Annotated in this window: 15 protein-coding genes; 3 read left to right on the forward strand and 12 right to left on the reverse strand. The window is 63.3% G+C overall.

Going from position 1 to position 21742, the window contains the following annotated elements:
* Positions 1-3 precede the first annotated feature (3 nt).
* The 3 genes from HZA32_14860 to HZA32_14870 form a co-directional block, all read right to left on the reverse strand.
* Positions 4-1383 carry a nucleotide sugar dehydrogenase gene (locus HZA32_14860; protein MBI5425357.1) on the reverse strand — a complete coding sequence of 460 codons (1380 nt, stop codon included), beginning with the start codon at positions 1381-1383 and terminating at the stop codon, positions 4-6.
* 17 nt (positions 1384-1400) lie between these two features.
* The gene (locus tag HZA32_14865) at positions 1401-2435 is read right to left on the reverse strand and encodes an NAD-dependent epimerase/dehydratase family protein (GenBank protein MBI5425358.1); all 1035 of its coding nucleotides are present in this window, start codon (positions 2433-2435) and stop codon (positions 1401-1403) included.
* Positions 2436-2528: 93 nt separating this feature from the next.
* A complete protein-coding gene (locus HZA32_14870) occupies positions 2529-3086 on the reverse strand; it encodes a helix-turn-helix domain-containing protein (GenBank protein ID MBI5425359.1) in 558 nt (185 codons plus the stop codon).
* A gap of 825 nt (positions 3087-3911) precedes the next feature.
* Here HZA32_14870 and HZA32_14875 point away from each other — a divergent pair.
* Positions 3912-6020, forward strand: a complete 2109-nt coding sequence (locus HZA32_14875; protein ID MBI5425360.1) for a hypothetical protein — start codon at positions 3912-3914, stop codon at positions 6018-6020.
* Between the two features lie 25 nt (positions 6021-6045).
* Here HZA32_14875 and tnpB read toward each other — a convergent pair whose 3' ends face one another.
* Complete coding sequence (gene tnpB / locus HZA32_14880) at positions 6046-6489, reverse strand: IS66 family insertion sequence element accessory protein TnpB (protein ID MBI5425361.1); 444 nt, start codon at positions 6487-6489, stop codon at positions 6046-6048.
* 423 nt (positions 6490-6912) lie between these two features.
* On the opposite strand from tnpB, the gene HZA32_14885 reads away from it, so the two are divergent.
* Both HZA32_14885 and HZA32_14890 read left to right on the forward strand, forming a co-directional pair.
* Positions 6913-7050, forward strand: a complete 138-nt coding sequence (locus HZA32_14885; protein MBI5425362.1) for a hypothetical protein — start codon at positions 6913-6915, stop codon at positions 7048-7050.
* A 135-nt stretch (positions 7051-7185) separates the two neighbouring features.
* Positions 7186-7827, forward strand: coding sequence for a response regulator transcription factor (locus tag HZA32_14890; GenBank protein MBI5425363.1), 642 nt, complete (start codon positions 7186-7188; stop codon positions 7825-7827).
* Between the two features lie 887 nt (positions 7828-8714).
* Here the strand turns inward: HZA32_14890 and HZA32_14895 are convergent.
* The 8 genes from HZA32_14895 to HZA32_14930 all read right to left on the reverse strand — a co-directional run bounded on the left by HZA32_14895 (position 8715) and on the right by HZA32_14930 (position 21597).
* The gene (locus HZA32_14895) at positions 8715-9485 is read right to left on the reverse strand and encodes a response regulator transcription factor (GenBank protein ID MBI5425364.1); all 771 of its coding nucleotides are present in this window, start codon (positions 9483-9485) and stop codon (positions 8715-8717) included.
* Positions 9486-9522: 37 nt separating this feature from the next.
* On the reverse strand, positions 9523-9849 hold the full coding sequence (locus HZA32_14900) for a transposase (protein ID MBI5425365.1): 327 nt from the start codon (positions 9847-9849) through the stop codon (positions 9523-9525).
* Positions 9850-10011: 162 nt separating this feature from the next.
* The gene (locus HZA32_14905; GenBank protein MBI5425366.1) at positions 10012-11076 is read right to left on the reverse strand and encodes a LacI family DNA-binding transcriptional regulator; all 1065 of its coding nucleotides are present in this window, start codon (positions 11074-11076) and stop codon (positions 10012-10014) included.
* Positions 11077-11200: 124 nt separating this feature from the next.
* Positions 11201-12934, reverse strand: coding sequence for a hypothetical protein (locus HZA32_14910; GenBank protein MBI5425367.1), 1734 nt, complete (start codon positions 12932-12934; stop codon positions 11201-11203).
* Positions 12931-15222, reverse strand: coding sequence for a glycoside hydrolase family 65 protein (locus tag HZA32_14915; protein MBI5425368.1), 2292 nt, complete (start codon positions 15220-15222; stop codon positions 12931-12933). The genes HZA32_14910 and HZA32_14915 overlap by 4 nt, the downstream gene beginning before the upstream one ends.
* Positions 15223-15285: 63 nt before the next feature.
* On the reverse strand, positions 15286-16800 hold the full coding sequence (locus HZA32_14920; GenBank protein MBI5425369.1) for an MFS transporter: 1515 nt from the start codon (positions 16798-16800) through the stop codon (positions 15286-15288).
* Between the two features lie 14 nt (positions 16801-16814).
* Positions 16815-17891, reverse strand: coding sequence for a beta-phosphoglucomutase family hydrolase (locus HZA32_14925; protein ID MBI5425370.1), 1077 nt, complete (start codon positions 17889-17891; stop codon positions 16815-16817).
* Complete coding sequence (locus HZA32_14930) at positions 17812-21597, reverse strand: TonB-dependent receptor plug domain-containing protein (protein ID MBI5425371.1); 3786 nt, start codon at positions 21595-21597, stop codon at positions 17812-17814. Before HZA32_14930 ends, HZA32_14925 begins: the two co-directional genes overlap by 80 nt.
* Positions 21598-21742 lie beyond the last annotated feature (145 nt).

A 21742-nucleotide genomic window follows, 5' to 3' on the forward strand; every position in this document is an offset into this window, starting at 1 on the left:
GAATCAAAGCTGCCAGCCTGCCGACCGAATTTCCTCCGCCTTGTAGAAACCCTTCACATCCACAATCACGGGCGCGCGGTGCGGGTTCAGTTGGAGCAGTTCAGGCAGACCGTAGCGTTGCTGCAGCACTCGATGCTTCACTGCGAGCACGACTGCCTCGTAACCCGATGAAACCTCGGGGACGAGATCGATGCCATACTCATGTTTGACCTCCGCCGCGTCCGCTTCCGGGTCGTAGCAGGAAACGTCGACCCCAAAGCTCTGCAGCTCCTGATAGATGTCGATCACCCGCGTGTTCCGGATATCGGGCACATCCTCTTTGAAGGTCCACCCGAGGATCAGCACCTTGGCGCCCTTCACGGGACGATCGTTCGCGATGAGCAGCTTTACGGTCTTCTCAGCGATAAACTTGCCCATGCCGTCGTTGATGCGGCGCCCGGCGAGAATGACCTGCGGGTGGTAGCCAAGGCTCTCCGCCTTGTGCGTCAGGTAATAGGGGTCGACGCCGATGCAGTGCCCGCCCACCAGGCCCGGACGGAACGGAAGAAAATTCCACTTCGTGCCGGCAGCTTCCAGGACGTCGAGCGTCCGGATGCCCATGCGGTCGAAGATGAGCGCCAGCTCGTTCATCAGCGCGATGTTCAGGTCGCGCTGGGTATTCTCGATCACCTTGGCGGCCTCGGCGGTCTTGATGGTCGCAGCGACAAAGATACCGGCAGTGATCACCGCGCCGTAGATGTTGCGCAACAGTCCTGCGGTCACGGGATTGTCGCCCGAAACGACCTTCTTGATCTTGTCGACCGTGTGCTCCTTGTCGCCGGGATTGATGCGCTCCGGCGAGTAGCCGACAAAAAAGTCGCGCCCCCACTTCATCCCGCTCTCCCGCTCGATGATCGGCACGCAATCGTCTTCCGTGCAGCCCGGGTAGACGGTTGATTCGTAAACGACGGTCGTCCTGGCAGTCAGATGTCGGCCAATCGTCGTGGATGACTTGACGAGCGGTGTGAGGTCGGGGCGCTTGTGCCCGTCGATCGGCGTCGGAACCGTCACGATGATCAGGCGGCAGCCGCGGAGTATCTCCGGGTCACAGCTGAATTCGAGGCCGACGCCGTTCTTTGCAGCCGAGTCGCTGCGCACGCTCATGAGGTTCTCCTTTGTCACCTCGCGGGTGCGATCGACACCTTCGCGCAGCTCGCTCACGCGCTGCGCATTGATGTCGAAACCGATCACGCGGAACTTGCGCGCGAATGCGACCGCCAGCGGCAGGCCAACATAGCCAAGACCGATCATTGCGATCGCTTCGCTGCCCGAGGCAAAGTCCGCGAAGCCGGGACGTGCGACCGCTGTCGACGCGGCCGGTGAGGCACTTTCTTGAGGTTTCATACGAATAAGGCGAAGAGCTAGAGACGCACCTCACGCAACCAGGCGCGGTTCTCGAGATACCAATCCACTGTGCGTTGGAATCCCTCCTCGGGCGAAACATGCGGCACCCAACCGAGCAGGCGCCCTGCCTTGGTGATATCAGCCCACGTTTCCTTGATGTCCGCCACGTGAAATGGCTTGCCGGCAATGTTCGCTTTCTTTCCCAGCGATTTTTCGATGAAAGCAATCACCGTCTGCAGGCTGATCGGATTGCGGCCGCCGCCGAGGTTGATGATTTCGTAACCGAGAGATTTCGCTGCGAGAATGGTGCCGCGCGCGATGTCATCCACGTAAGTGAAGTCGCGCGACTGGGTGCCGTCACCGAACAATTCGAGCGGCTGCCCTTCGTCGATCCATTTGATGAAGCGAAAAACGCTCATGTCCGGACGCCCCGCCGGGCCGAAAACCGTGAAGTAGCGAACCACGGTCGTGTCGAGGCCGTAGAGCTTATGGTAGCTGTAGGCCATCAACTCGGCGCCCTTCTTCGTCGCCGCGTAGGGCGAGAGAGGGGTGTTCACCGGCAATTCCTCGGTGAACGGCATCGCGCAACCGGCGTAGAGCGACGAGGTCGAAGCCAGCACCTGCTTCTTCACGCTGTATTTCCGCTGGCACTCCAGGACGTTCAATGTCCCCAGCGTGTTCGTGCTGAGATACACGTAGGGATTCTCCATCGAATACCGCACGCCCGCGCGCGCCGCTAAGTTGAACACCGCGTCAAACTTGAACTCCGAAAACAGCGCGTCCAGTGCCGGGAGGTCTTCGATATCGACCGGACGAAAATGAAAGTGCCCCGCCGACCGCGCGGAGCCGTGAAACTGCGATTTCGCGGCGTCCGCCCGCGACCACCAGTCCGGCTGCGCCAGCAGACCGGCCAGCCGGTAGTCCTTTAGGCGCACGTCGTAGTAGTCGTTGAGATTGTCGACACCGACGACGGTGTGCCCCGCGGCGAGGAGAAATTCGCACACCTTCGAGGCGATAAAGCCGGCGGCGCCGGTGACGAGGTATGTGGGCATGAAATCAGAGCTTCGCCCCGTCGCTTCCAACGTGAAAGCGCGAGTGCAGGTGGAGTGTCATGTGAACGGCCATGGGCCGCCCGGCGCCGCTGGTCAGGCGCCGAGCTTCAGAAATGTGCGGGCCAGCGGCAGTAGGCTGCGGGCCTTGTTGTTCCAATCGGTCAAAGACTTGAGGCGTCGTTTCAGTTCCGTCGCTTCCGCAGCCGCGCTGGGCACCGCCTTGGTGAGCGCGGCCAGCTTCGAGCTTCCCGTCGTGAGCTGCTTTTCCAGGCGCTTCTCGAGAAACCGCGCGACCAGTTTGCGCAGTTCCAAGTCGGGTGTGAACAACTCGGAGCGATTCGCCGGCGTAGAGACTTCCTTCAACGCCCCCACTTCGCGCAGCACGCGCAAACCTTGGCTGATCGAGCCCTTGCTGATGTCCAGACGCGCCTCAATTTCGGCGAAGCTCAGGGGTTGCGGCGAGGCAAAGACGATGCCGTAGATCGCCGCAACGGATTTGGGCACCCCAAGCACGTCGGCGGCGCTCACGAAGAAGTCCACTACCTGCGCGTCGAACGCGACGATTTCCTCGGGACGACCAGCCGCCAGCACCAGTCCAGTTCCGGACGCGGTGGCGTATCCTGCGGGTGTGTCAGGCGCGGGGCGAGCCATGTGTCCGAGGACCGCATCAGGGATTTCTCCGATGTTCAATTCAAAATGAATTAAACTTTGACCCTCTCCTTTGACTGGTCGCAGCGTCGGCAAACGCTTCCCATTTCCCGCGCTCCCGAGGCTGTAGTGTGACACCTGGAGCATGAGCCGTAACGTATCGCTCCGTTCGGTGGGCGAGCCTCATTCCCAAGCGTTGCTCTCGTCGGCAAATCAACACGCCACCCAACCCACCGTGCGATCAGGTTAAGTGGGGTCAAACGGCCTTCGAGAGGAAGGACATTCCGGAGGCTCAGATATCCCTCTGTCCCGTTGGACTCATTGGCCGGCAGAGACGACCCATTGTGAAATTTGAGGCGTCGCCTGGGTTCCGCAGGCGCTCACGACTCACCTGAACGCCCGGCGACGCCGGACCGAGGCGCTATCACACTCCGAGCGACGATCACTCCGGCAGAGGCGCCTAAGGGCACGGGCCGGGTCCCCCACACGACCCTGTAAACGTGAAATCTGCGATTTTTTCACCGAATCCCGCGAACTCCCATAATCCGGGTTAGATGCGCATTGTTTCCCACACTCCTCCCAACCCATCCCACGGTCACGCCCCGTTTCTCCAATCCGCCTCAGCACACAAGCGCGGGACGATCTCGCCCTCCCCCGGAGAAGATGGAGGCGGGTTCATTCAGAACCCTTCGTTCCCCTGCCACCCCCGAACTCCCGATGATCCGGAAAACGCCCACATAGCTCGCGCGCAAACACGACCACCAACGCTCGCGAGCGCGTCCTGAACCGCCACCGGACAACCGCCCTAACGACCCATACTAGCGCTCCGTGGCCCGTCGCGAAAGTTCATCCGAGTCCAGCCATCCGCCGCGATCAACGCCGCGCACGGTGCGTGAGGCACGTGATCTCCTGACTCCACATCTCTGCGACCATGATCGCAATCTGTTGGCCTTGCTTGTTGATAGCGATCTATCGGCCCCCTTCGATTGCCGGTTCTTTGAGGGACTAGTTCAGCGACTGCCGGAAATCCGCACCGCGAGCTTCGCCGAAGACCCCGACCATGGTTCTCTCCAAATGGCCTTCAATCGGCTGCAGCTCCTATTGGTCCTCATGGGCCGCAACGCAATCCGCGCCGAATGTCGCGCCAGCCACCCACGTCTGCTCGGGAGAGTTTCCTTCCTTTGCCGCGTGCTGCCGCAGCTGGCACAAGTGAACCCCATCCATGCTGCGGGACGGATCCATTGCAGTTGGTCCGGCCCTGCGTCCGCAAAGCGCTATACCCCACTGTCGACGATTGAGCACCTAATTGGGAAAGATATTCTCGAGGAGTTATCCCCCGGGGACCGCGAAGCAGACTTCTCTTTGGAGCTTGATCCAGAGAACGCCGAAGTCGCCTTCGCAAAAGAGCTGCAACGCATTATAACCGCGTCGGCATTGACTCACCAGCAGTTCGCCGAGCGGTTTCACGCGCTCGGCATCAGCAAGTCGTGGGTTTCGCAAGCATGCAGTGGCCTGCGTTTACCCAGCGGTCGATATCGTCCGGTTATTGCAACGATCGCAGCCGAATATGAACGCCCGGAATTGTTGAAATATTACGCTCTCGCTCGCAAAACGCGCGCGAAAGAGAAACCTCTGTCGGCAAACCGAGACTTCACTCCAAAGATCGAATACCTAGCGCTGGTCGAACCGGAGTGGGAATTACTGGAGAAGACTGCCGATGCGGAGAATCTTCGGGCTCACGGTTGCACGCTGGCTCCCGCAACGAAAAAAATCCACCGCAATCAGGTCGCCTCGCTGATACTTGCGGCAGTTGCCTCCCGCGATGGCCCGCCGGGCGAAAAGGGTCTTGGCCTCGATACCTTGTCCCTCTCGATTACCGTGCTCGCGCGCCCCGACGTCCTAGACATGGCGCTTGCGAATGCCGCCGCCCGACGGAACGCAAGCAGCGGTGTGCTCGCCAATGCGGACAAGCTGCTGGCGGGCACCGTTGCCATGTTGACCCGTCCGCACGAGGGCGCCTTGTGGCTGTGCGCGAAAGAGGTGACGATGCTGAACCCCGACGCGGCCTCGGGCTTGATCACACAGTGGCCGAAAAACAGCGGACCCGATGGCCAAAAATGCAGCACCCCAACCGAGAGAATCCGCGCGCAGTGTTTTGAGACATTCGCTCACGCATCCGCCATTGCCAGCAAGGCCGATAAAGCGCCCGTGAGCGGATCCCACTTGGAAACAATCTCCTCACTCTACACCAAGTTCAACTCGGGGATGTCGGTGATCTTTGCTATAGCGAACCACGCCTGTCCTCATCGTCCGCCGGTGACTCCTGAAAAAATCGTGGACGCCATGGTCTGCAATTTTCTAGCAGGAGCGATGCAATCTCCAGCGCGCCTTGGAGATGCTCTATTCCTGCAGTTTCATCATGTCGGGCGCCGACCGGATGGATCTTTCGCCGAATATCAGCAGCCAACGCAGAAAACCGGACGCTTCGCGACCGGCAAAGCGGGAATGCTCCTGCTCTACCCCGGGCTCTCGCGCTTTCTCTTTCCGTATCATGACTGGCGAATCCACCAGAAACCGGAAGGGCCCTATTTTATTCGACCGGACGGCCGCCCCTACGACCAAGCATCGTTCCGGTATGCACTTGATAAGTTTTTCGATCGAAAAGCAAATAAAGTGTTTCCGGTGGGGTTCCATCCCCACGATCCCCGCTACATCGTGATGACTGATGCGTGCCAAGCTTACGGGAGACGCACAGGCGAGATCATCGGCGGTGAGGCGCTGCGCAATTGCGGGTCATACACCAGCGGCTCCTATTGCGTATTAAAGGTGGAAGACTGCCAACTGGAATTCGAGGGAACACCCAGTATTCAATACCTGATCAAGCGAGCGCTCACTGATTCGAAGCATATCCTGCGTTCGCACCTATGCCTGACCTGACCCCGTCGACTGGACGGTGGAGACTCTAATTTCCTCGGCTGCCGTCCCAATAGAGCATTTTGAGTCGCGTGCGCGACTGGTTGATGAAGCAGAAGACCGCACCGCTGCGCGGATCCTCCTCGAGTTGCTCGGCCACCGCGCTCCACAGGCCGTTAAACTGCTTTCGCATGTCCACCGGCTGCACCGCCACGTAGATCCCATCATCGCCACGCACGACCACGCCGTCGGACAAACGCACCTCCAGGCTCGCGGTCGTCGGCACTGCCGCTGGAAACTGCACCTGCGCAAACTGCATCGCGCCCTCCCGGGATGACGACATCGGCGACACGCGCAGCTCTCCTTTCGCGGCCTTCTGCACCCAGTGCGCAAAAGTCGAGTAGCGCAGCCCCTCCCGCTTCGCGAACGCCATCTGGTTCAAGCCGCTCTCGCGATACGCGCGCACGTAGTCGGCGCGCTGCGCCACCGACATCCGTCGCCGCCCACGCGAGTCGCGATCTCCCGCATCAATCACCTCCGCCACAATCGTTCCCATCCCGCCACTTTACCGAGCTCAATCATCCGCGCCTAGGAGGACGCCCGCCGGACGCTTACAGAATGCCGCTCAGAGGCAAAGGCCTCCTGAACGCCAAGTGGTCCGAGCATGGCGGCAAGAATTGCAATCGGCGCTACACCTACGCCCACATCAGTGGCAACGATCCCTCCGGCACTCCCCAGCCCTTTAGCGCACTCCGTCTCGGTCCTATATCCGATGAACGCCCCCCCGGACGGCACCGCGCCTTCGGCGCATTCCGTCCGGTTGTTTTTTGGCGAAGCGTGCCGGGCGCCACATCGGCGCACGGTTGATCGCTTCCCTGCCCTCTGGCGCGGGAAGCTCCCGAAAGTAACCGTCCGTATGTCCCTCGAAGACGAGGCCGAACCCGGCTCGTCCCGCGACGTTCGCATCCGTGCTGTTCGCGAGGCGCTCAAACTACTCGGAGACATCATCCGCGTTGTTGACGTCTTGGCGGCGCTCTTGGTGCGCCTGTTGTGAGGATTCGAGTCGAGGTTGGGCATCGTGCCGCGTTTGCGCAACAGAAGCGCGAACGCGGCACCTTCGCGGAACACGGCGGCTAGCCCGCGGGAATTTCCAGCAAACGGCACGGACCATCTCCGGTTCCACAACTCAATGTCCTTCACGTTTGTGATGGTCTCACGGGCGACGCTCTGGCGTCAGCTCCTCCGCGACAAGATCGAGTCCGATCTGTCCGCCCGCTGCCTCGCCGATTGCGAGCATCTCGATGAACTCAGAGCCGATCTCGAAGCGGTCGATCTCGCGATCATCGATGCCGATGACGGCATCGGCCACGCGACTGCTCTGGTGCACACCCTGGCTCCGGCACGCTGCATCCGGTATTGCTGCTTTGTGACTTCAACGCGCGGCTCGTTCCTCGCCCACCATCTCCACCAAGAGGAAAAACTGCGAGGGATCGTGCATTCCGCGGATACGATCGCGGAGGTCCTGCGCTCTATCGGCGATATTGCGAACGGCGCTCAGCGCCTGTCTCGTCACGTCGACCAGAGGGAGCGGCGGTATTTCGGAGCGCTGCTCTCGCCGCGAGAAACCGAACTCGCGGAGGCCTTCGTATACGGGTCGTCAAATGAGGTTCTCGCGGCACGCTTCGGCTTGTCGCCGGAAACCGTGCGCACCCATCGACGGAACCTATTCCGTAAATTGGACGCCCATCAACAGACCGATCTCATCCGCTTCGCTTTGGGTTCCGGACTGGTCGCGACGCGTGAATTCGTGAGCTGGGGACGGCCCCCGTGAACGTCCGCATCTTTTGTTCACGATGGCCATTTTTCCGGGGGCCCCACTCACCGGCAAATCACCACTGTCATTGAAGAGTATCTGTTTCCGGCTCTACCGAAGCTCCGCAGGCGGTCGCGACTCACCTGCGCACTCAGCGATGCTGGGCTGGGCGCTATCGCGCCCCGAGCGACGCAGTCGCTCAGGCAGTGCCTATCAATAGGCACGAGTGGTGCCCGCATACTCCGTCCAAGGTGATTTCTGCGGTTTTTTCACCGAATCCGGCGAACTCCCACAATCCCGGAGTAGTGACGAATGTATTCCGCACTCTGCCCAGCCCGTCCCGCGACCGCGCGCCGTTGCGCGGTCGCTATGGGGCAAGACAACGCGGATCGATCCCGCGCGGCGAGCTACCTATCGCCAACGCCCGAATAACGTCCCCTGAAACCGGCGGAGCCTTTCGGCTCCGCCGGCTCAGGAACCTTCGCGCAGACCCTACACAGGCAACGCACGTTACCGCTTTGCCAAGGCACTGCGCGAAATACTGTGCCGCGCAATCAGGCGGTTGCGCGCGCGACGGAAAAACCGAGAAGGAAGATTCAAACCGACCACCATCTGCCGCGTTTTTTGTGCGCAAGCGCTCCGATCAAAAGCGCAGAATTTACCGCAAACAGCGTAGTCACTTTACCCTCGAGTCGCACGCCCACCGCCAATCGCCCCAGCCGACGCGCGCCCGCTCAACCACGGTAGTTTCCATGATATTTGGATCTCATCGGTTTGGCACTGAAGGCGAGTGCGGAAGCGGTCAGGGGCGCTCGTGCAAATGCGTGAGGTCGCCCTGCCGCCATTGTTTGCGAAATGGATGAATCGAAACGCCCGCCCGCCGCGCGATTTCCGATAAAGTCACCCTAGCCTGATCCGATTCGTCGCAAGCCGGTAACCGCGCTTTGCCCGTCCCGATGCTGCCGCCGACCGACTCGATCAATTGACACGATTTCGGCTCGGCGCATCAAGCTGCACGCCTCATCGAGTGAAACCAATCCCACGCGCGCGGCAAACGCGATGAGTTCCGTCTGCGACTTGATTTCGAGTTTGGCAAACACGTTACGCCGATGTGTTCGCAGTGTCGCCGCGCTCATCGATAGAACCTTCGCTCCCTTCTTGATCCCGGGTTGCAGCACCATCACGCGCATTACCTCCACTTCGCGTTCGGACAACACGCGGGAGAAATAGAACCGTTCCCGTGCGTCCACGTGTGCGCTAACGAAAAGATTCCCCCGTAGGACCGCCGCCACTCCAGCACGAAACTCCTCCACAGTATCGCGTTTGTGCAGGAGGCCGTGGAATCCGTAACGCATTAAAAGGTGCAAATGATACCCACCCGAGACATCGGTAACGAAGATCACGCGACGCCCGCGATGAGATCGGCCCAATTCTGCCGCCTCTCGCGCGGAAAGCTGGCAAGTGTCGCAATCCACGATAAGCAGATCACTCGAATGCCCGGCCGCGACGACGTCCGAGACCGAGACGAACTCACCAAGGCATCTCGCCGCACCAAACTCCCCGAGAGCGATTCTCAGCAACGCGCGCACCAACGTCTGCCGCGACAGCAAAGTGAAGGAGTATGGGATCGGATCGTCGATGCCGGGAAGAAATCGCTCCCAACGACCGCGCGACAAGTGCCGCTTCTCGCCAAGGGCAGGTAGCGACCATACCTCAATTGCAGGAGGTGCATAGTTGGTCTTCGCTAGCTGGAACTAGGATAAAGCTGCAGCCGGCACGCCCGCCGTGCGCCAAGAGCGAAGCTCGCTCGCAACCAATCGGCGATCGGGCGCTTACGCGTGAGCTTCGAACTTTTGCCATGACTACCTGGAGCATCCGCTTGTCGAGGCTCAGATCCGCGACCACGCACTCGAGGGAACTGTTCTCATCGCGAAGCTGCCGTAGCTCGCGCAGCTCTCTAACACCGAGGCCGCCGTATTGCCGCTTCCAGCTAAAATAGGCCTGCTCGGCTACACCGAGTTGCCGACAAACTTCACCGATCTATGCGACGTCTTCCACGGAACGCAGCGCATAGATGATCTGCTCTTCAGACCATTTTCTACGGGGCGGGGCTGGGATTTTCGGATTTATCCGGCCCCGACGACTAACACAACATTAGTCCAGTTTTCAGGGGCAGGATCAGCGGCACATGCGGTGCGGTCCCTAGGCCGCCGATCCCGCCCTCACCGTGCCGCCGTCGCGCCAGTGGCAGTGCACGAGCAGGCTGCGGCGGACGCGCGGGATGCCGCGCTCGCCAGCCCGGATCTTCGAGAGCACCAGATCGACCGCAGCCTTGCCGATCTCGTCCGAGTTTTGATCGATGCCCGCCCAAGAGGCCGTCGCCGGCGTGATGTCGAGGGAGACCAGGCCAATGTCCCGCGGGCACAGCAGGCCCGCGCCAGCGAGCCAGCCCGGCATCGGATTCGGCGCGTTGCGGAAGGTCGAGAGCGTGAGCACGCAATCGACTTCGTGGTCGCGCACCCAAGCGAGGAAGCCCGCCTCGTCCATGTGATCGGGCAGGAACGGCGGGATCGCGGCAAGGTCCGGAATCTCGGTCGTCAGCGCGGCGCAGCCGTTGGCCCAGCCGTGATTCGTGATCGAGTTCTGGTAATGCTCGATCGCGAGTCCGATGCGGCGGTAGCCGCGGGCCGCCAGCACGCGACCGGCCAGCAGCACACCCTGCGTGTGATCGCTCACGACGCAGTCGAGCTGCGGGTTCTGCACCATGTGGCCCACCGGCACCGTCGCGAAATGCTCCCACGGCAGCACGAGTTCGAAGGGATCCTTCGGAAACGCCGCGAGAAGGATGCCAGCGATGCTCCGCGCGCGGAGAATCTCCCCCAGCCGCCGCCCGGTCATGCCGTGCGAGGTCAGCGCGAATTCGCTGATGCCGAAACCAAACAACGCCGCCTGCTCGCGCGCCGCCGACCAGTGCCGGCACAACGTCGGCGTGCCGCGCCACTCCTGCACGTCGTCGTAGGGCGTGAGGTAGGCCAGCGTGCCGAGATACTGATTCGGACCGCCGCGACGCGTCGAACGCATCACTTCGCCCAGCAGCGGATTGTGGCGATACCCGAGCTCCTCCGCCGCCGACAGGACGCGCGCCTGCGTGTCCTTGGCAATGCTCACCGCCCCGCTGAGGCTCCGCGACACCGTCGAGATCGAGACGCCGGCTTTGGCCGCGACGTCCTGAAGGGTGACCTTTCCGGCTGGGGTAACCGAAAGCATGCCGCGTTGATGTCCTCTCGGTCTCCTTCGGTCAACCCCGCCGACCCGTTCCTGCAACGTTTGCAGAAAGCCCTTCGTCCCCATTCGCCGCGCAAATATCCCCGTCGCGCGGCAACCTGCGAGGCTAGCGGACTTGGAAGGTCGCCGAGTCGTTCCGAATCGACGCGAGATCGGTGCGCACCAGCCGCAGCGCACCGTCCGCATCTTCGCGAATCCAAAGCGCCGGGCGACCCGGGGCGCCGAGTCCGACCCCGGCAATGACGACGTCCTCCAGAACCGTGTCCGCGAGGGTCCCCTCGCCTTTCGCCCGGCCCGGAGCGACGACCGAGATGCCGTCCGACAAGCTGTCGCGGATTTCCAGGCCCTGAATGCGCACGCCGGAGATGCTGCGCCGCTCCATGCAAATCTGCAGCGCCGCCCGCCACGTCCACGTGTGGTCGTAGCCGCCACACCGCACGAGCCGGCAATTCGTCACGGCGGTCATGCCGCTGAAATTGTTGTCGATCTTCCGCTCCGCGTCGCGCGTCGGAAACGACGTGCTGATCAGGATGCCGCACCCCGCCGTAATGTCCGTGAACAAACAGTCCTCAATGCGGTTGCCGGCGCCGCCGTAGAGCGAGCCGCCATTGGCAAGGAACGGCAGCTGACCCGTGCAGCGCCGGATCACGTTATGCCCGGGTTTCTCTGCGCCCTCGTCGTGCCCTTGGTCGAATGGCACCGGCCAAATCGCGTAGCAATCGTCGCCCGTGCCGCGCGCCGTGCAATTCTGCACGATGGAGTGCGTCGAACCCACGCAAAGGTTCACTCCGTCGGCGAGAAGATTGCGGAAACGGCAGCCGTCGATCACGAGGCGCACGCCGTTGTAGATCCACGCGCCCGCTTTCGTGTGCTCGACCCACACGCGCGAGATCGAAGCGTCCCGACAATCCGCGCCGACGAGCCCGTCGTTCGGTTCCTCGTCGTTGCGGTAGTTGAGTTGGCCGACCATGGCGAAATCGGCGACATGGACATTCGATCCGGTGAGCTTGAAACGCACGCGCCGCGTCGCATCGCCATAGAGCGCTGCATCGCCCACGAACGTCGTGTGCCACATGCCGGCGCCCTGAATCGTCACGCCGGTCGGCACCACGATGTCACCCGTGATCTTGTAGTCGCCGGCCGGCACCCAGACGATGCCGCCTTTTTTCCGCGCCTCGGCCACGCAACGACGCAGCGCGTCGGTGTCGTCCGTCTCCCCTCGGCCGCCCGCGCCAAAATCCATCACCGACAACGAACCCGCCGGACGCGCGACCGCCGCAGGCACGCACTCGAGGTCGACGAGATCGACGACGCAATTCACGCCGTCGTCCGCCGTCTTCGCGAGACGCACGACGTCGCCCGCCGCAATCGTCAATCCTTTCAAGCGCAGTTCGTCGTAGAAATTCCGCGCCTTCCCCTGCTTCGGGTCGTTGGAGAACGGGTAGTTTCCATAAAGCCACGCGTTGCGGGAGCTGAGCGCCAAATCCCCGGCCGCACGGCCGTTGATCGTGAGCGACAGCTTCGACGTCGTGCCGCCGCCAGTCGCCGCATCGGGCAAGCTGTAGCGCAACACCAGCGCGTCGGCCGCCCGCGGCGCGGTGAACTCCACGAATTCACCCGCGCGGGCGAGCTGCACGCATTGCTGGCCGGACGACTCCATCTCGACGCGGTGCGGAGCGTAGACCGGCCCCAGCACCACGCCAGAAGTGCGCATGCCTTCCACCTCGAGCGTGGTCCACGGAATCTCGGCGCCCACCGGACGCTCGGCTCCGCCGGACAGCGGGGCCGCCCAAACGGCCAGACTGATCGAGCCCAGAAAAAGGAAGCGCGCACGTTTCATGACGAAGAAATCGATTCCGCGGCGAGATCCGGCGCGCCGGCGCTGGCTGTTCCACCGCGCTGCACCGTGCGCCTCGCTCCGGCGGGCAACTTCACGGTTTCCTCGGCCACGACGATCACCGGCACGCCCCGATTCCCGTCGGCCGCCGTGATCGTGACCGCTTGCGGTTCGATCCGGACGCGGAATCGGTCACCGCGATATTCGAGGCCGAACTCCATCGCCCGCCATTGGCACGGCAATCGCGGATCGATCGTGAGCTGATTCTCGTCCGCGCGCACGCCGCCGAAGCCGAGCACGGCGGTCATCCAGGCGCCGCCGTTTGCGGCGGGATGCGAACCGCCCATGAAAATCGTGCCGACGTAGACCTTGTAGGCCGCCTTCAGATCGATCGTGGCCGTCTTGAGGAAATAGCGGTAAGCCGACTCGGTGTCGCCGAACTCCGTCGCGACGAGCGCATACGCACACGCGCTCAAGCTCGAGCCGTGCTCCGTGCGTGGCTCGTAATAGGCCCAATTCGCGCGCTTCACTTCCGTCGAGTAGCGCGCCTTGAACAGGTTCAGCATCATCACGACGTCGGCCTGCTTGATGACCTTCGTCGGCACAGCGAGTCCCTGCCCCGCGCCGAGGTATTCGTGCGGATGCACCATCTTCGCCTTCAGCTCGTCGATCGAGGCATCGCGCAGCTTGAAGTAGCCGTCAAACTGCTCGATCACGCCCGTCGTCGGATCCGGCGCGGGCACAAACAGCCGCGCTGCGGCGTCGGCGAACGCCGGCAACTCGCGCTCGATGTCGAGCTTGGCCAGCAACGCCACGAGTTCTTCCGGACAGCGCTGACGCAGGTGATCCACGACCGCGAGCGCGATCTCGAACGTCTCGCGCACGACTACGTTCGTGAACGCGTTGTTGTTGATGCGCTCGTGGTATTCGTCGGGCCCGATGACATCGAGGATCTCGTAGCGCGCGCGGTCCTTCTTGAAGTGGGCATACGAGTAGTAGAACCGCGCGCATTCGAGGATCACCTCGGCGCCGCCCTCGCGCAGCAGCGTGTCGTCGCCGGTGATTTTGAAATACTGCCACAGCGCGATCGCGACGTCGCCGCTGATGTGGACCTGCTTGTCGCGGAAGTGCGTGCGCAACTCGCGGCCCGTGATCGGATCGCCGATGTTGAAATACGTGCAGGCGTCGTCGCCGGTGTCCTGGCTTTCCCACGCGTAGAAGGCCCCGCGATAGCCCGGCCCCTCCGTCGCCGCCTTCCGGCGCGCGCCATCGAGCGTCTTGATGCGATAGCGCAGCAACTCGACCGCCTTCTCCGGATACGTGTGGAGGAAGAACGGAAACATGAACATCTCCGTGTCCCAGAAAATCGCGCCCTTGTAGACCTGCCCCGACAGCGCGCGCGCCGGGATCGAATTCGCGCTGCCCGCGACCGGCGCGACCATCAGCAGTTGCAGCAGACTGTAACGCAGCGCGAGCTGCGCCTCGTCGTCGCCTTCGATCAACACATCGCAACGCGCCCACCGCTGCGCCCATTCCGCGTCGTGCCGTGCGAGGCAGGCAGCGAAGCCGAGGTCTCGCGCGCGCTTCACCGCTTCGATCGCGGCCAATGCGAGCGGCGCATTGACGCGATCGTTATCCGTGAAGACCGCGAAATATTTCGCGAACGTCACCGGCACGCCGGGCTGCAGCGCCCGACGCGCGATGCGCAGAAGGCGACTGCTCGAATCCGCATGTTCATCCGCGACCAGTCCCCCGCCGACGGCCTCGGCGACCACAACGTGCTTTCCCGCCTCGTGGGTCCGTCCCTGCACGCAGAACACGCCTTCGGAGACCGAGGCCGCGAGTTCGCGCAAATGCGGGCCGTTCAGATCCCAGATTTGGTAGTCGATGCCCGTTCGGATCGTGAGTTCGGCGGCTTGGTCGCACTCGACCGAGAATTCGACCACGCCGAGGTTCGGCTCGACCGCGCTCAGGAAGCGGCGCGAGCGGATCGCCACCGACTTTCCGGCGACAGCGAAACGCGTCTCGCGCTCAAAGCACGCATTGGCGAAGTGCAGCGTTTGCCGATGTTGCGTCACCGTCGTGTCGAGCGCCGAGAGTTCGACGCCGTCGATCGCCACCTTCGTGTAGGCACCGTTCGGGGCATTGACCGGCTCGCGCCACGCCGAGCCGACCTGGTCGAACAGGCCGGCGAGCGTGATGCCGACGGCCTCGTCCGCCCCGAACTCGTCCAACGTGCCGCGATAGCCCATGTAGCCATTCGCGATCTGATAGACGTTGCCCCGCCGCATCAGGCTTTCCTTGCTGCCGGCGCACTCGGTGGTGCTGACTTCCCAAAGGTGTTTCATTCGAAATTACGTGGGCCGCGCCTCGTCGCGCACCCGCAGCGACAGCGCCGCCGCCACGATCATCGAGATGCCGCCGAGCAGCAGCGCGTGGATCGCGTGCCCGTGGAAAACGGTGCGCACGAGCAGGCCGAGCACCGCCGCCGCGAGAATCTGCGGGATGACGATGAAGAAATTGAACATGCCCATGTAGACGCCCATTTTCCGGTAGGGCACGACGCTGCTGAGGATCGCGTAAGGCAGCGTGAGCAGGCTCGCCCAGCCCACGCCGAGGCCGATCATTGAGACGATCAGCAGCTTCGGCTCGGCGAAGAAATACATCGAGCCCAGCCCGAGGCCGCCGACGGCGAGGCACAGCGCGTGCGTGCGAACGCGGCTCAGGCGCCGCGCGAGCGGCGGCAGCAGGAACGCTGCGAGCGCGGCCACGCCGTTATAGACGGCCATCAGCACGCCGACCCAGTTCGCGCCGGCATTGTAGGCCGCCGTCTTCGGATCGGAACTGCCGAAGTGATACTCCGTCACCGCGGCCGTCGCGTAGATGAAGAACGCAAACAGCGCGAACCACGTGAACATCTGCGCGAGCGCCAGCTGCCGCATCGAGGCCGGCATGTTGTTCACGTCGTGGATGAGTTCCACGAGGCCGCGCTTCTTGCCGGCGGCGTAACGCCAGCCGGTCACCACTTGCAGCAACCCGTAGAAGATCGCTCCGCAGGAGAGAATGTAGAGGCCCTTGTCCCAGCTGAGCGCCACAATGAGCGCAGTAAAGACGACGCCCACCAGCGCGACCGCGCCGCCGAAGCGATAGTAGCGCGCGGGATCGAGCACGACGCCGTCCTCGCTGCCGCCCGCGGCGGCCTCCGGCTCGCCGTGAAACGCGCGCTGCTGTTCCGGCGAATACTCCTGCACCTTGAACACCGTCCACAGCACCGCGGCGAGATAGACGACACCGCCGAGGCCGAACGACCATTTCACGGAGTCCGGCACGTGGCCTTCCGGCGCGGTGTTCGCCACCTGAAAGACGTTCGTGAGCAGATACGGCATCAGCGAGCCGACAACCGAGCTCGCGCCGATGAAGAAGGTCTGCACCGCGAAGCCCATCGTGCGCTGCTCGTCCGGCAACATGTCGCCCACGAACGCGCGCATCGGCTCCATCGTGATGTTGATCGCGGCATCCATGATCCAGAGCATGCCCGCCGCGAACCACAGCGCGGGCGAGTTCGGCACCACCAGCAGCGCGGCGGAGGCGCACAGCGCACCGATGAGAAAATACGGTTTGCGGCGGCCGAGCCGGTTCCAGGTCTTGTCGCTCAGGTAGCCGACGATCGGCTGCACGAGCAGGCCCGTGACGGGTCCAGCGATCCAGAGAATCGGAATCTCGTCCACCTTCGCGCCGAGCGTCTCGAAGATTCGGCTGATGTTCGCGTTCTGCAGCGCGAAGCCGAACTGGATGCCGACGTAGCCGAAGCTCATGTTCCAGAGCTGCCAGAAACTCAGACGGGGTTTGGGGATCAGGGAGGAAGACATAGCGCCTCTCATCTTCACGCGGCGGCTCGCTTAAGGCGAACCTGCGCGTTGATTTTTTCCAAATTCAGCTCGGCGAGATCCGCGACCACGACGTCGGCGCCCTGCTCGCGCAGTTCGCGGGCGTTGTAGTCGCGTGCGACGCCGATCACGAGGGCGAAGCCGCCGTCGGCTCCCGCGCGCACGCCGGAGACGGCGTCCTCGAACACGATCGCGCGTGCGGGCGCGACGCCGAGAGTCGCGCCCGCGGTCACGAAGATATCCGGCGCCGGCTTGCCGCGGAGGCCAAGCCGAGCGGACACGAGGCCGTCGACCACCGTCGCGAAGAGCGGCGCGGTCTGGCTGTGCGCGAGAATCAACGCGGAATTACGGCTCGAGGTTGCGAGTCCGATCTTCACGCCGGCGTCCCGCAGTGACCGGATGAGCGCGACCGTGGATGGATACACCCTCGCGCCGCTCGTCGCGACGAGGACGTTGAAGAGCTCGTTCTTGCGGTTGCCGAGCCCGCAGATGGTTTCGGCGCGAGGAGGATCGTCCGGCGAACCCAGCGGCAGGTCGATCCCGCGCGAGGCGAGGAACGATGCCACACCTTCGTAGCGCGGCTTGCCGTCCACGTAGGCGCGATAGTCTCGGCTGTGGGAGAACTCCTGGAATGGCGCACCGGTGCGCTCCGCCCGATGTCGCAGGAATTCATCGTACATCTGCTTCCACGCGGTCGAGTGGAGCGCCGCCGTGTCGGTGACTACGCCGTCCATGTCGAAGATCGCCGCATCGAACGTGCGGGCGGAAACTTCGTTCGCGCGGGAGTCGCAGGGCGCGGAAGGTTGAGCGGATGGAAAGGGAGAATTCACGAGGCGGAAGGGAAAAACCGGCGAGGCAGACGAACCCCGCCGGCGCTTGAGGGGAGCGGCGGCCCGCCGGTGCCTTCGCGGCGCGGCGGACAAACGCTGCGGAATCGGTGTCACCGTTCCGAGTGGCGCGCGGCGCCCCCAAGCACCGCGCGCCCCCCCGGGATCAGAACGTGAACGTGTTGGTGAGGGTGAAGGTCCGCGTCGGAGCGATGCGGTAAGCGGCCACCGTGCCGTCGGGCTCATACGTGATCGGAATGAGCTCCTTGCCGGAGAACGCGTCCTTCACGTTCAGCTGGACGTGCCAGTGGACCTTCTTGGAGATCCTCCGGTTGTAACCCACCCAGAGATCGACGTTCGTCTCGGACGGAGTCTTGAACGGGTTGGCGAGATCATACTCGACGGTCGTCGGGTCGTTCGGGTTGCCGGTCGGACGGAAGCCGGCCGTCGCGTCGCTCTGATAGCGCACGCCGCCGCCGAAGTGCACGCCCTTGAGCGCGCCGGTCTCGAGCTCGTAGTTGGTGACGAGATTGACGCGCCACTCGCGCAGCTCGGGAACCGTGGTGCCTTCGACCAGCTGGGCGAGGCGCCACTCGCTGCCCGGCGCGGCGACGAGACCTTCGCCATCGAACCAGTTCTTGCCGGCGGTCACGACGTCCTCGGTGCCCCAGTAGTGGTGGAGCTTGGAGACGCCGTCCTGAACCTTCAGCGCCGCGGCGACGAGGTTCATGAACTCGCGCATGTTCGCATTGCCGATGTTGGTGCGGCGGGCGTCGGTCTTGGAAGCGTTGAGCAGGACGCGCCAGTTCGGCTTCGGCTGCGCGGCTAGTTCGATTTCCCAACCCTTGGAGACGTTGTCCTCGGTGATGGCGAAGCCGGTCGGCACGCTGTAGGTGACCTCGTTCTTCGACGGGCCGAAGTCGCCGAAGGTGTCGATGCGCCAGGCCTTCCAGAAGCGCGGATCGACGGAGCGCTGGAACTTGCGCGTGTTATCGAGGATCTTCTTCTCGGTCGCGGGCGACACGATCCACGCGCCGTCGTTCGAGAGCACTTCGCCCGGTTGCAGCGGACGATTGGCGAAGTAGTGGAAGTTGTAGCGCATCGGGTCGCCGCCCGAGTTGGTGTTGAAGATGTCGGTGTCGCTGCCGGTCGCGCCGGCGGCAGTGGCGTCGTAGCCCCACGGCTTGATGTTATACTGGAAGACGTTCGCGAAGTTCTGCGTCAGCTGCATCCAGTTGCCGATCGAGGCGGCGTTGATCTGCGTGCTGGTCGCGTTGAAATTACTCGTCTCATAGCGATTCACGCGCAGCGAGAAGCGGCCGTCCTTGGTCTCGAAACGGACACCGTAGTCGACCGTCTTGCCCGCGGGCGCGGCGAGCGATTCGCCGTAGATGTCGACGCGGCTGGAGTCGGGTTTGAAGTTGGTGGAGCGGTTGTAGTAGACGCTCACGTTCACCGGCAGGCGCTCCAAGGTCTTCCGGAGCAGCGGCAGCTGATTCAGGTGCGCGACCAGGCTGTAGGACTTGGAGTCGACCTCGACGCGCTGGCCGATGGCCGGCAGATGATAGTAATCCGAACTCAGGTTCACCGCGCCGCGGTTTTTCGAGACGGGGAAATCATTCGGCGACATGTCGAACGCCCACGACTCCGCGGTGTCCTTGCGCCAGCCGATCGTGCCGACGAGCGAGTCGTCGAGCAACTTGCCCTGCCAGACGAAGACTTTCGATTCGGTCTCGGCCTTGCCGAGCGAGGCGCGCGTGGTGAGGCGGTCGCGATTGGCCGCCGAGGCGTCAGCGTCGACGATGTTGAACGGCGTGGTGCTCCAGCCGACGTAGTTGGCGGGATTCTCGGCTTGGGTCGAGTTGCGCGAGGGATTGCCGACCGGATAGAAGCCGTTTTCCCACGGCGCGGCCGGATTGACGTTCGAGTTCCAGGTCGAATTGAAATAGCGCATCGAGCCGCTGGCCATGGTGGTGTTGCCGCTGACGGACGGGAGATTCGCGCCGGCGAGCGGACGTCCGAGCAGCGAGTCGCCGAGGTAAACCACCTGCACGGGAATCAGTCCGCCATTGAAGCGCTGATCGGCGCGACCGGAGAGCGTGTAGAACGCATCGTCGAAGATGCCGTAGCGCTGCCAGGTGCGGGCGTCGGTCTCGACCGTGTCGCGGCCGACGAGGCCGGTGAGCGTGTGCTGGCCGAGGATGCGGCGCCAGAGGTTGTTGTCCTTCTCCGTGAAGTCGTGCTGCACGAACGCGGTGGCGCGGTAGGCCTCACGCTCCGAGAGGAGCGAACGGTTGCCGCCGGCGTTGTTAGAGGAGACGAAGGCGCGGCCGACGTTGGGATTCTTCGTGCCGTTCGAGTAGGGTTCGCCGTTGCCGAGGCCGGCATCCGGGGAACCGTCACCGTAGACCGCCATGGGATCGATCTGCAGGCGGACGTCGCCCGGGAGCAGCGCCTTCTGGCCGTTTTCGTAGCGCTCCTTCGAGTAGTCCAGCGAGATGCCGGCGCGATTGTGGAAATAGGTCTGCGTGAGGTTGACGTTGCCGACGTTGAAGTCCTGCCATTCGCGCTTCGTGTCGCCGTCGATAAGCTTGTTGTAGAAATCGAAGACCGACGGATCGGTGATCACCTTGTTCTTCCACAGGCCGGCCTTCGAATAGGGAGCGCCGGAGTTGATCGCCCATTGCGCCGTGCCTTGCAGCGAGACCCAGCCGTTGTCGGGCATGGCGGCGATGCCGCCGTCGACGCTGCCGTCGGCCCCGCGGCCGCCGGCGACGAACGCACCGATGATATCGGTAGCCATCACGACTTGGCCGCTTCCGTTCATGAACACGGTCGGGCCCGCGCGACCGGACGGCGTAGCGAAGGTGCCGATGTAGGGCTGATAGGCGGGATTCTTCGCGCCAGTGGCGGCGAGATTGACGCGAAATTGCCCGTGGTTCGGCCGGCCCGACAGATGGTCGAAGGCTTGGAACTGGTTATAGGTCGCCTGATTCAGCGCGGTGAACCAGGGCGAGATCGCATCCGACGGCGGCAGCATGCGCGGGTTGTTGCTATCGATGCTGCCGGACTCGAAGTTGGCTTTGATCGAGGTGAGCAGGCCGTCGCGATTGAGCGCCGCCGGCTCGTAACGCAGGGCGGCGTAGATGCGCCGATCATCTGAAAACGCGGGTTCCTGCCGGAATTTTTCGTTCTGGTTCAACAGCGACAGGCGTAGGGACAGCTCCTTCGGGACGATCACTTGGTTGAGATCGGCCGTGCTGCGCACGGTGCCGTAGTTGTCGACGCCGACCTCGACCGAACCGAAGTTGCGGAATTGGGCCGTCTTCAATCCGGCGTTGATGATGCCGGCCGGGCTGCCCTGGCCGAAGAGGATCGAGTTCGCGCCGCGCTGCATGTCGACGCGCTCGACGTTGTAGGAATCCCACGGCACGTCGGAGCGGAAGAAGTCGCGGGTGTTGTCCGCTGCGGCGAGGCCGCGCACGCGCGTGTTGTCGTTCGGACGCAGCGTGTCCTCGTTGAGCTGCGCCGCGTCGCCGACGCCGGCGAAGTTGCCGCGCGTGCCGCCGACCTCGGTGCCAGTGGTGTATTGCAGCAGGGACTTGTTGTCCTTCGCGTTGACGTCACGGAGGAACTCCTTCGTCACCACTGTGACCGCGCTGCCGATGTCGCGCAGTTCGGTGTTGAGGCGGTTGCCGGCAAGCGACGTCGCGGCGGAGTAGCCGTCCTTGGCGTCGCTGGCCTTGACCTCGAACGGCGAGAGCAGGACCACCTGCTCATCGTCCTTCTTCGGAGCGTCCGGGGCGGCCGGGGCCGTCTGCGCCTGGAGGGCGGGCAGCGTGCTGAAAAGAGCGGCAACAAAGACCGGGAGGAATCGGGGCGACGCTTTCGCGGCCGGTCTGCAAGGAGAACTGAGGCTTGGGTTGGTGCGTAACAGGGTGGTCGATTTCATGGGGAGCTAACGCGGAACGCGACCTGGCATTGATGAGGGTTTCCAGTCGGTCGCCGCTGTTGATAGCGCGCCCGCCGTCGCGGGCTACGCTTCGCGCCTGCAAACGTTGCAGAGATGCCGCACTCCTCTGCGCGAGGAGACACAG

The organism is Opitutia bacterium, from assembly GCA_016217545.1.
Classification (GTDB): domain Bacteria; phylum Verrucomicrobiota; class Verrucomicrobiia; order Opitutales; family Opitutaceae; genus Didemnitutus.

Excerpts from the sequence above, each read along its gene's own strand:
- HZA32_14890 (MBI5425363.1), top strand. The coding sequence starts at position 7,186 with ATGTCCTTCACGTTTGTGATGGTCTCACGGGCGACGCTCTGGCGTCAG.
- HZA32_14885 (MBI5425362.1), top strand. The coding sequence starts at position 6,913 with ATGTCCCTCGAAGACGAGGCCGAACCCGGCTCGTCCCGCGACGTTCGC.
- HZA32_14925 (MBI5425370.1), bottom strand. The coding sequence starts at position 17,891 with ATGAGCCCGACGGCACGGTGGCCGCTTACCGCATCGCTCCGACGCGGA.
- HZA32_14905 (MBI5425366.1), bottom strand. The coding sequence starts at position 11,076 with ATGCTTTCGGTTACCCCAGCCGGAAAGGTCACCCTTCAGGACGTCGCG.
- HZA32_14930 (MBI5425371.1), bottom strand. The coding sequence starts at position 21,597 with ATGAAATCGACCACCCTGTTACGCACCAACCCAAGCCTCAGTTCTCCT.
- HZA32_14915 (MBI5425368.1), bottom strand. The coding sequence starts at position 15,222 with ATGCGGCGGGGCAACGTCTATCAGATCGCGAATGGCTACATGGGCTAT.
- HZA32_14920 (MBI5425369.1), bottom strand. The coding sequence starts at position 16,800 with ATGTCTTCCTCCCTGATCCCCAAACCCCGTCTGAGTTTCTGGCAGCTC.
- HZA32_14870 (MBI5425359.1), bottom strand. The coding sequence starts at position 3,086 with ATGGCTCGCCCCGCGCCTGACACACCCGCAGGATACGCCACCGCGTCC.
- HZA32_14910 (MBI5425367.1), bottom strand. The coding sequence starts at position 12,934 with ATGAAACGTGCGCGCTTCCTTTTTCTGGGCTCGATCAGTCTGGCCGTT.
- HZA32_14860 (MBI5425357.1), bottom strand. The coding sequence starts at position 1,383 with ATGAAACCTCAAGAAAGTGCCTCACCGGCCGCGTCGACAGCGGTCGCA.
- HZA32_14865 (MBI5425358.1), bottom strand. The coding sequence starts at position 2,435 with ATGCCCACATACCTCGTCACCGGCGCCGCCGGCTTTATCGCCTCGAAG.
- tnpB (MBI5425361.1), bottom strand. The coding sequence starts at position 6,489 with ATGTCGGTGGCGCAGCGCGCCGACTACGTGCGCGCGTATCGCGAGAGC.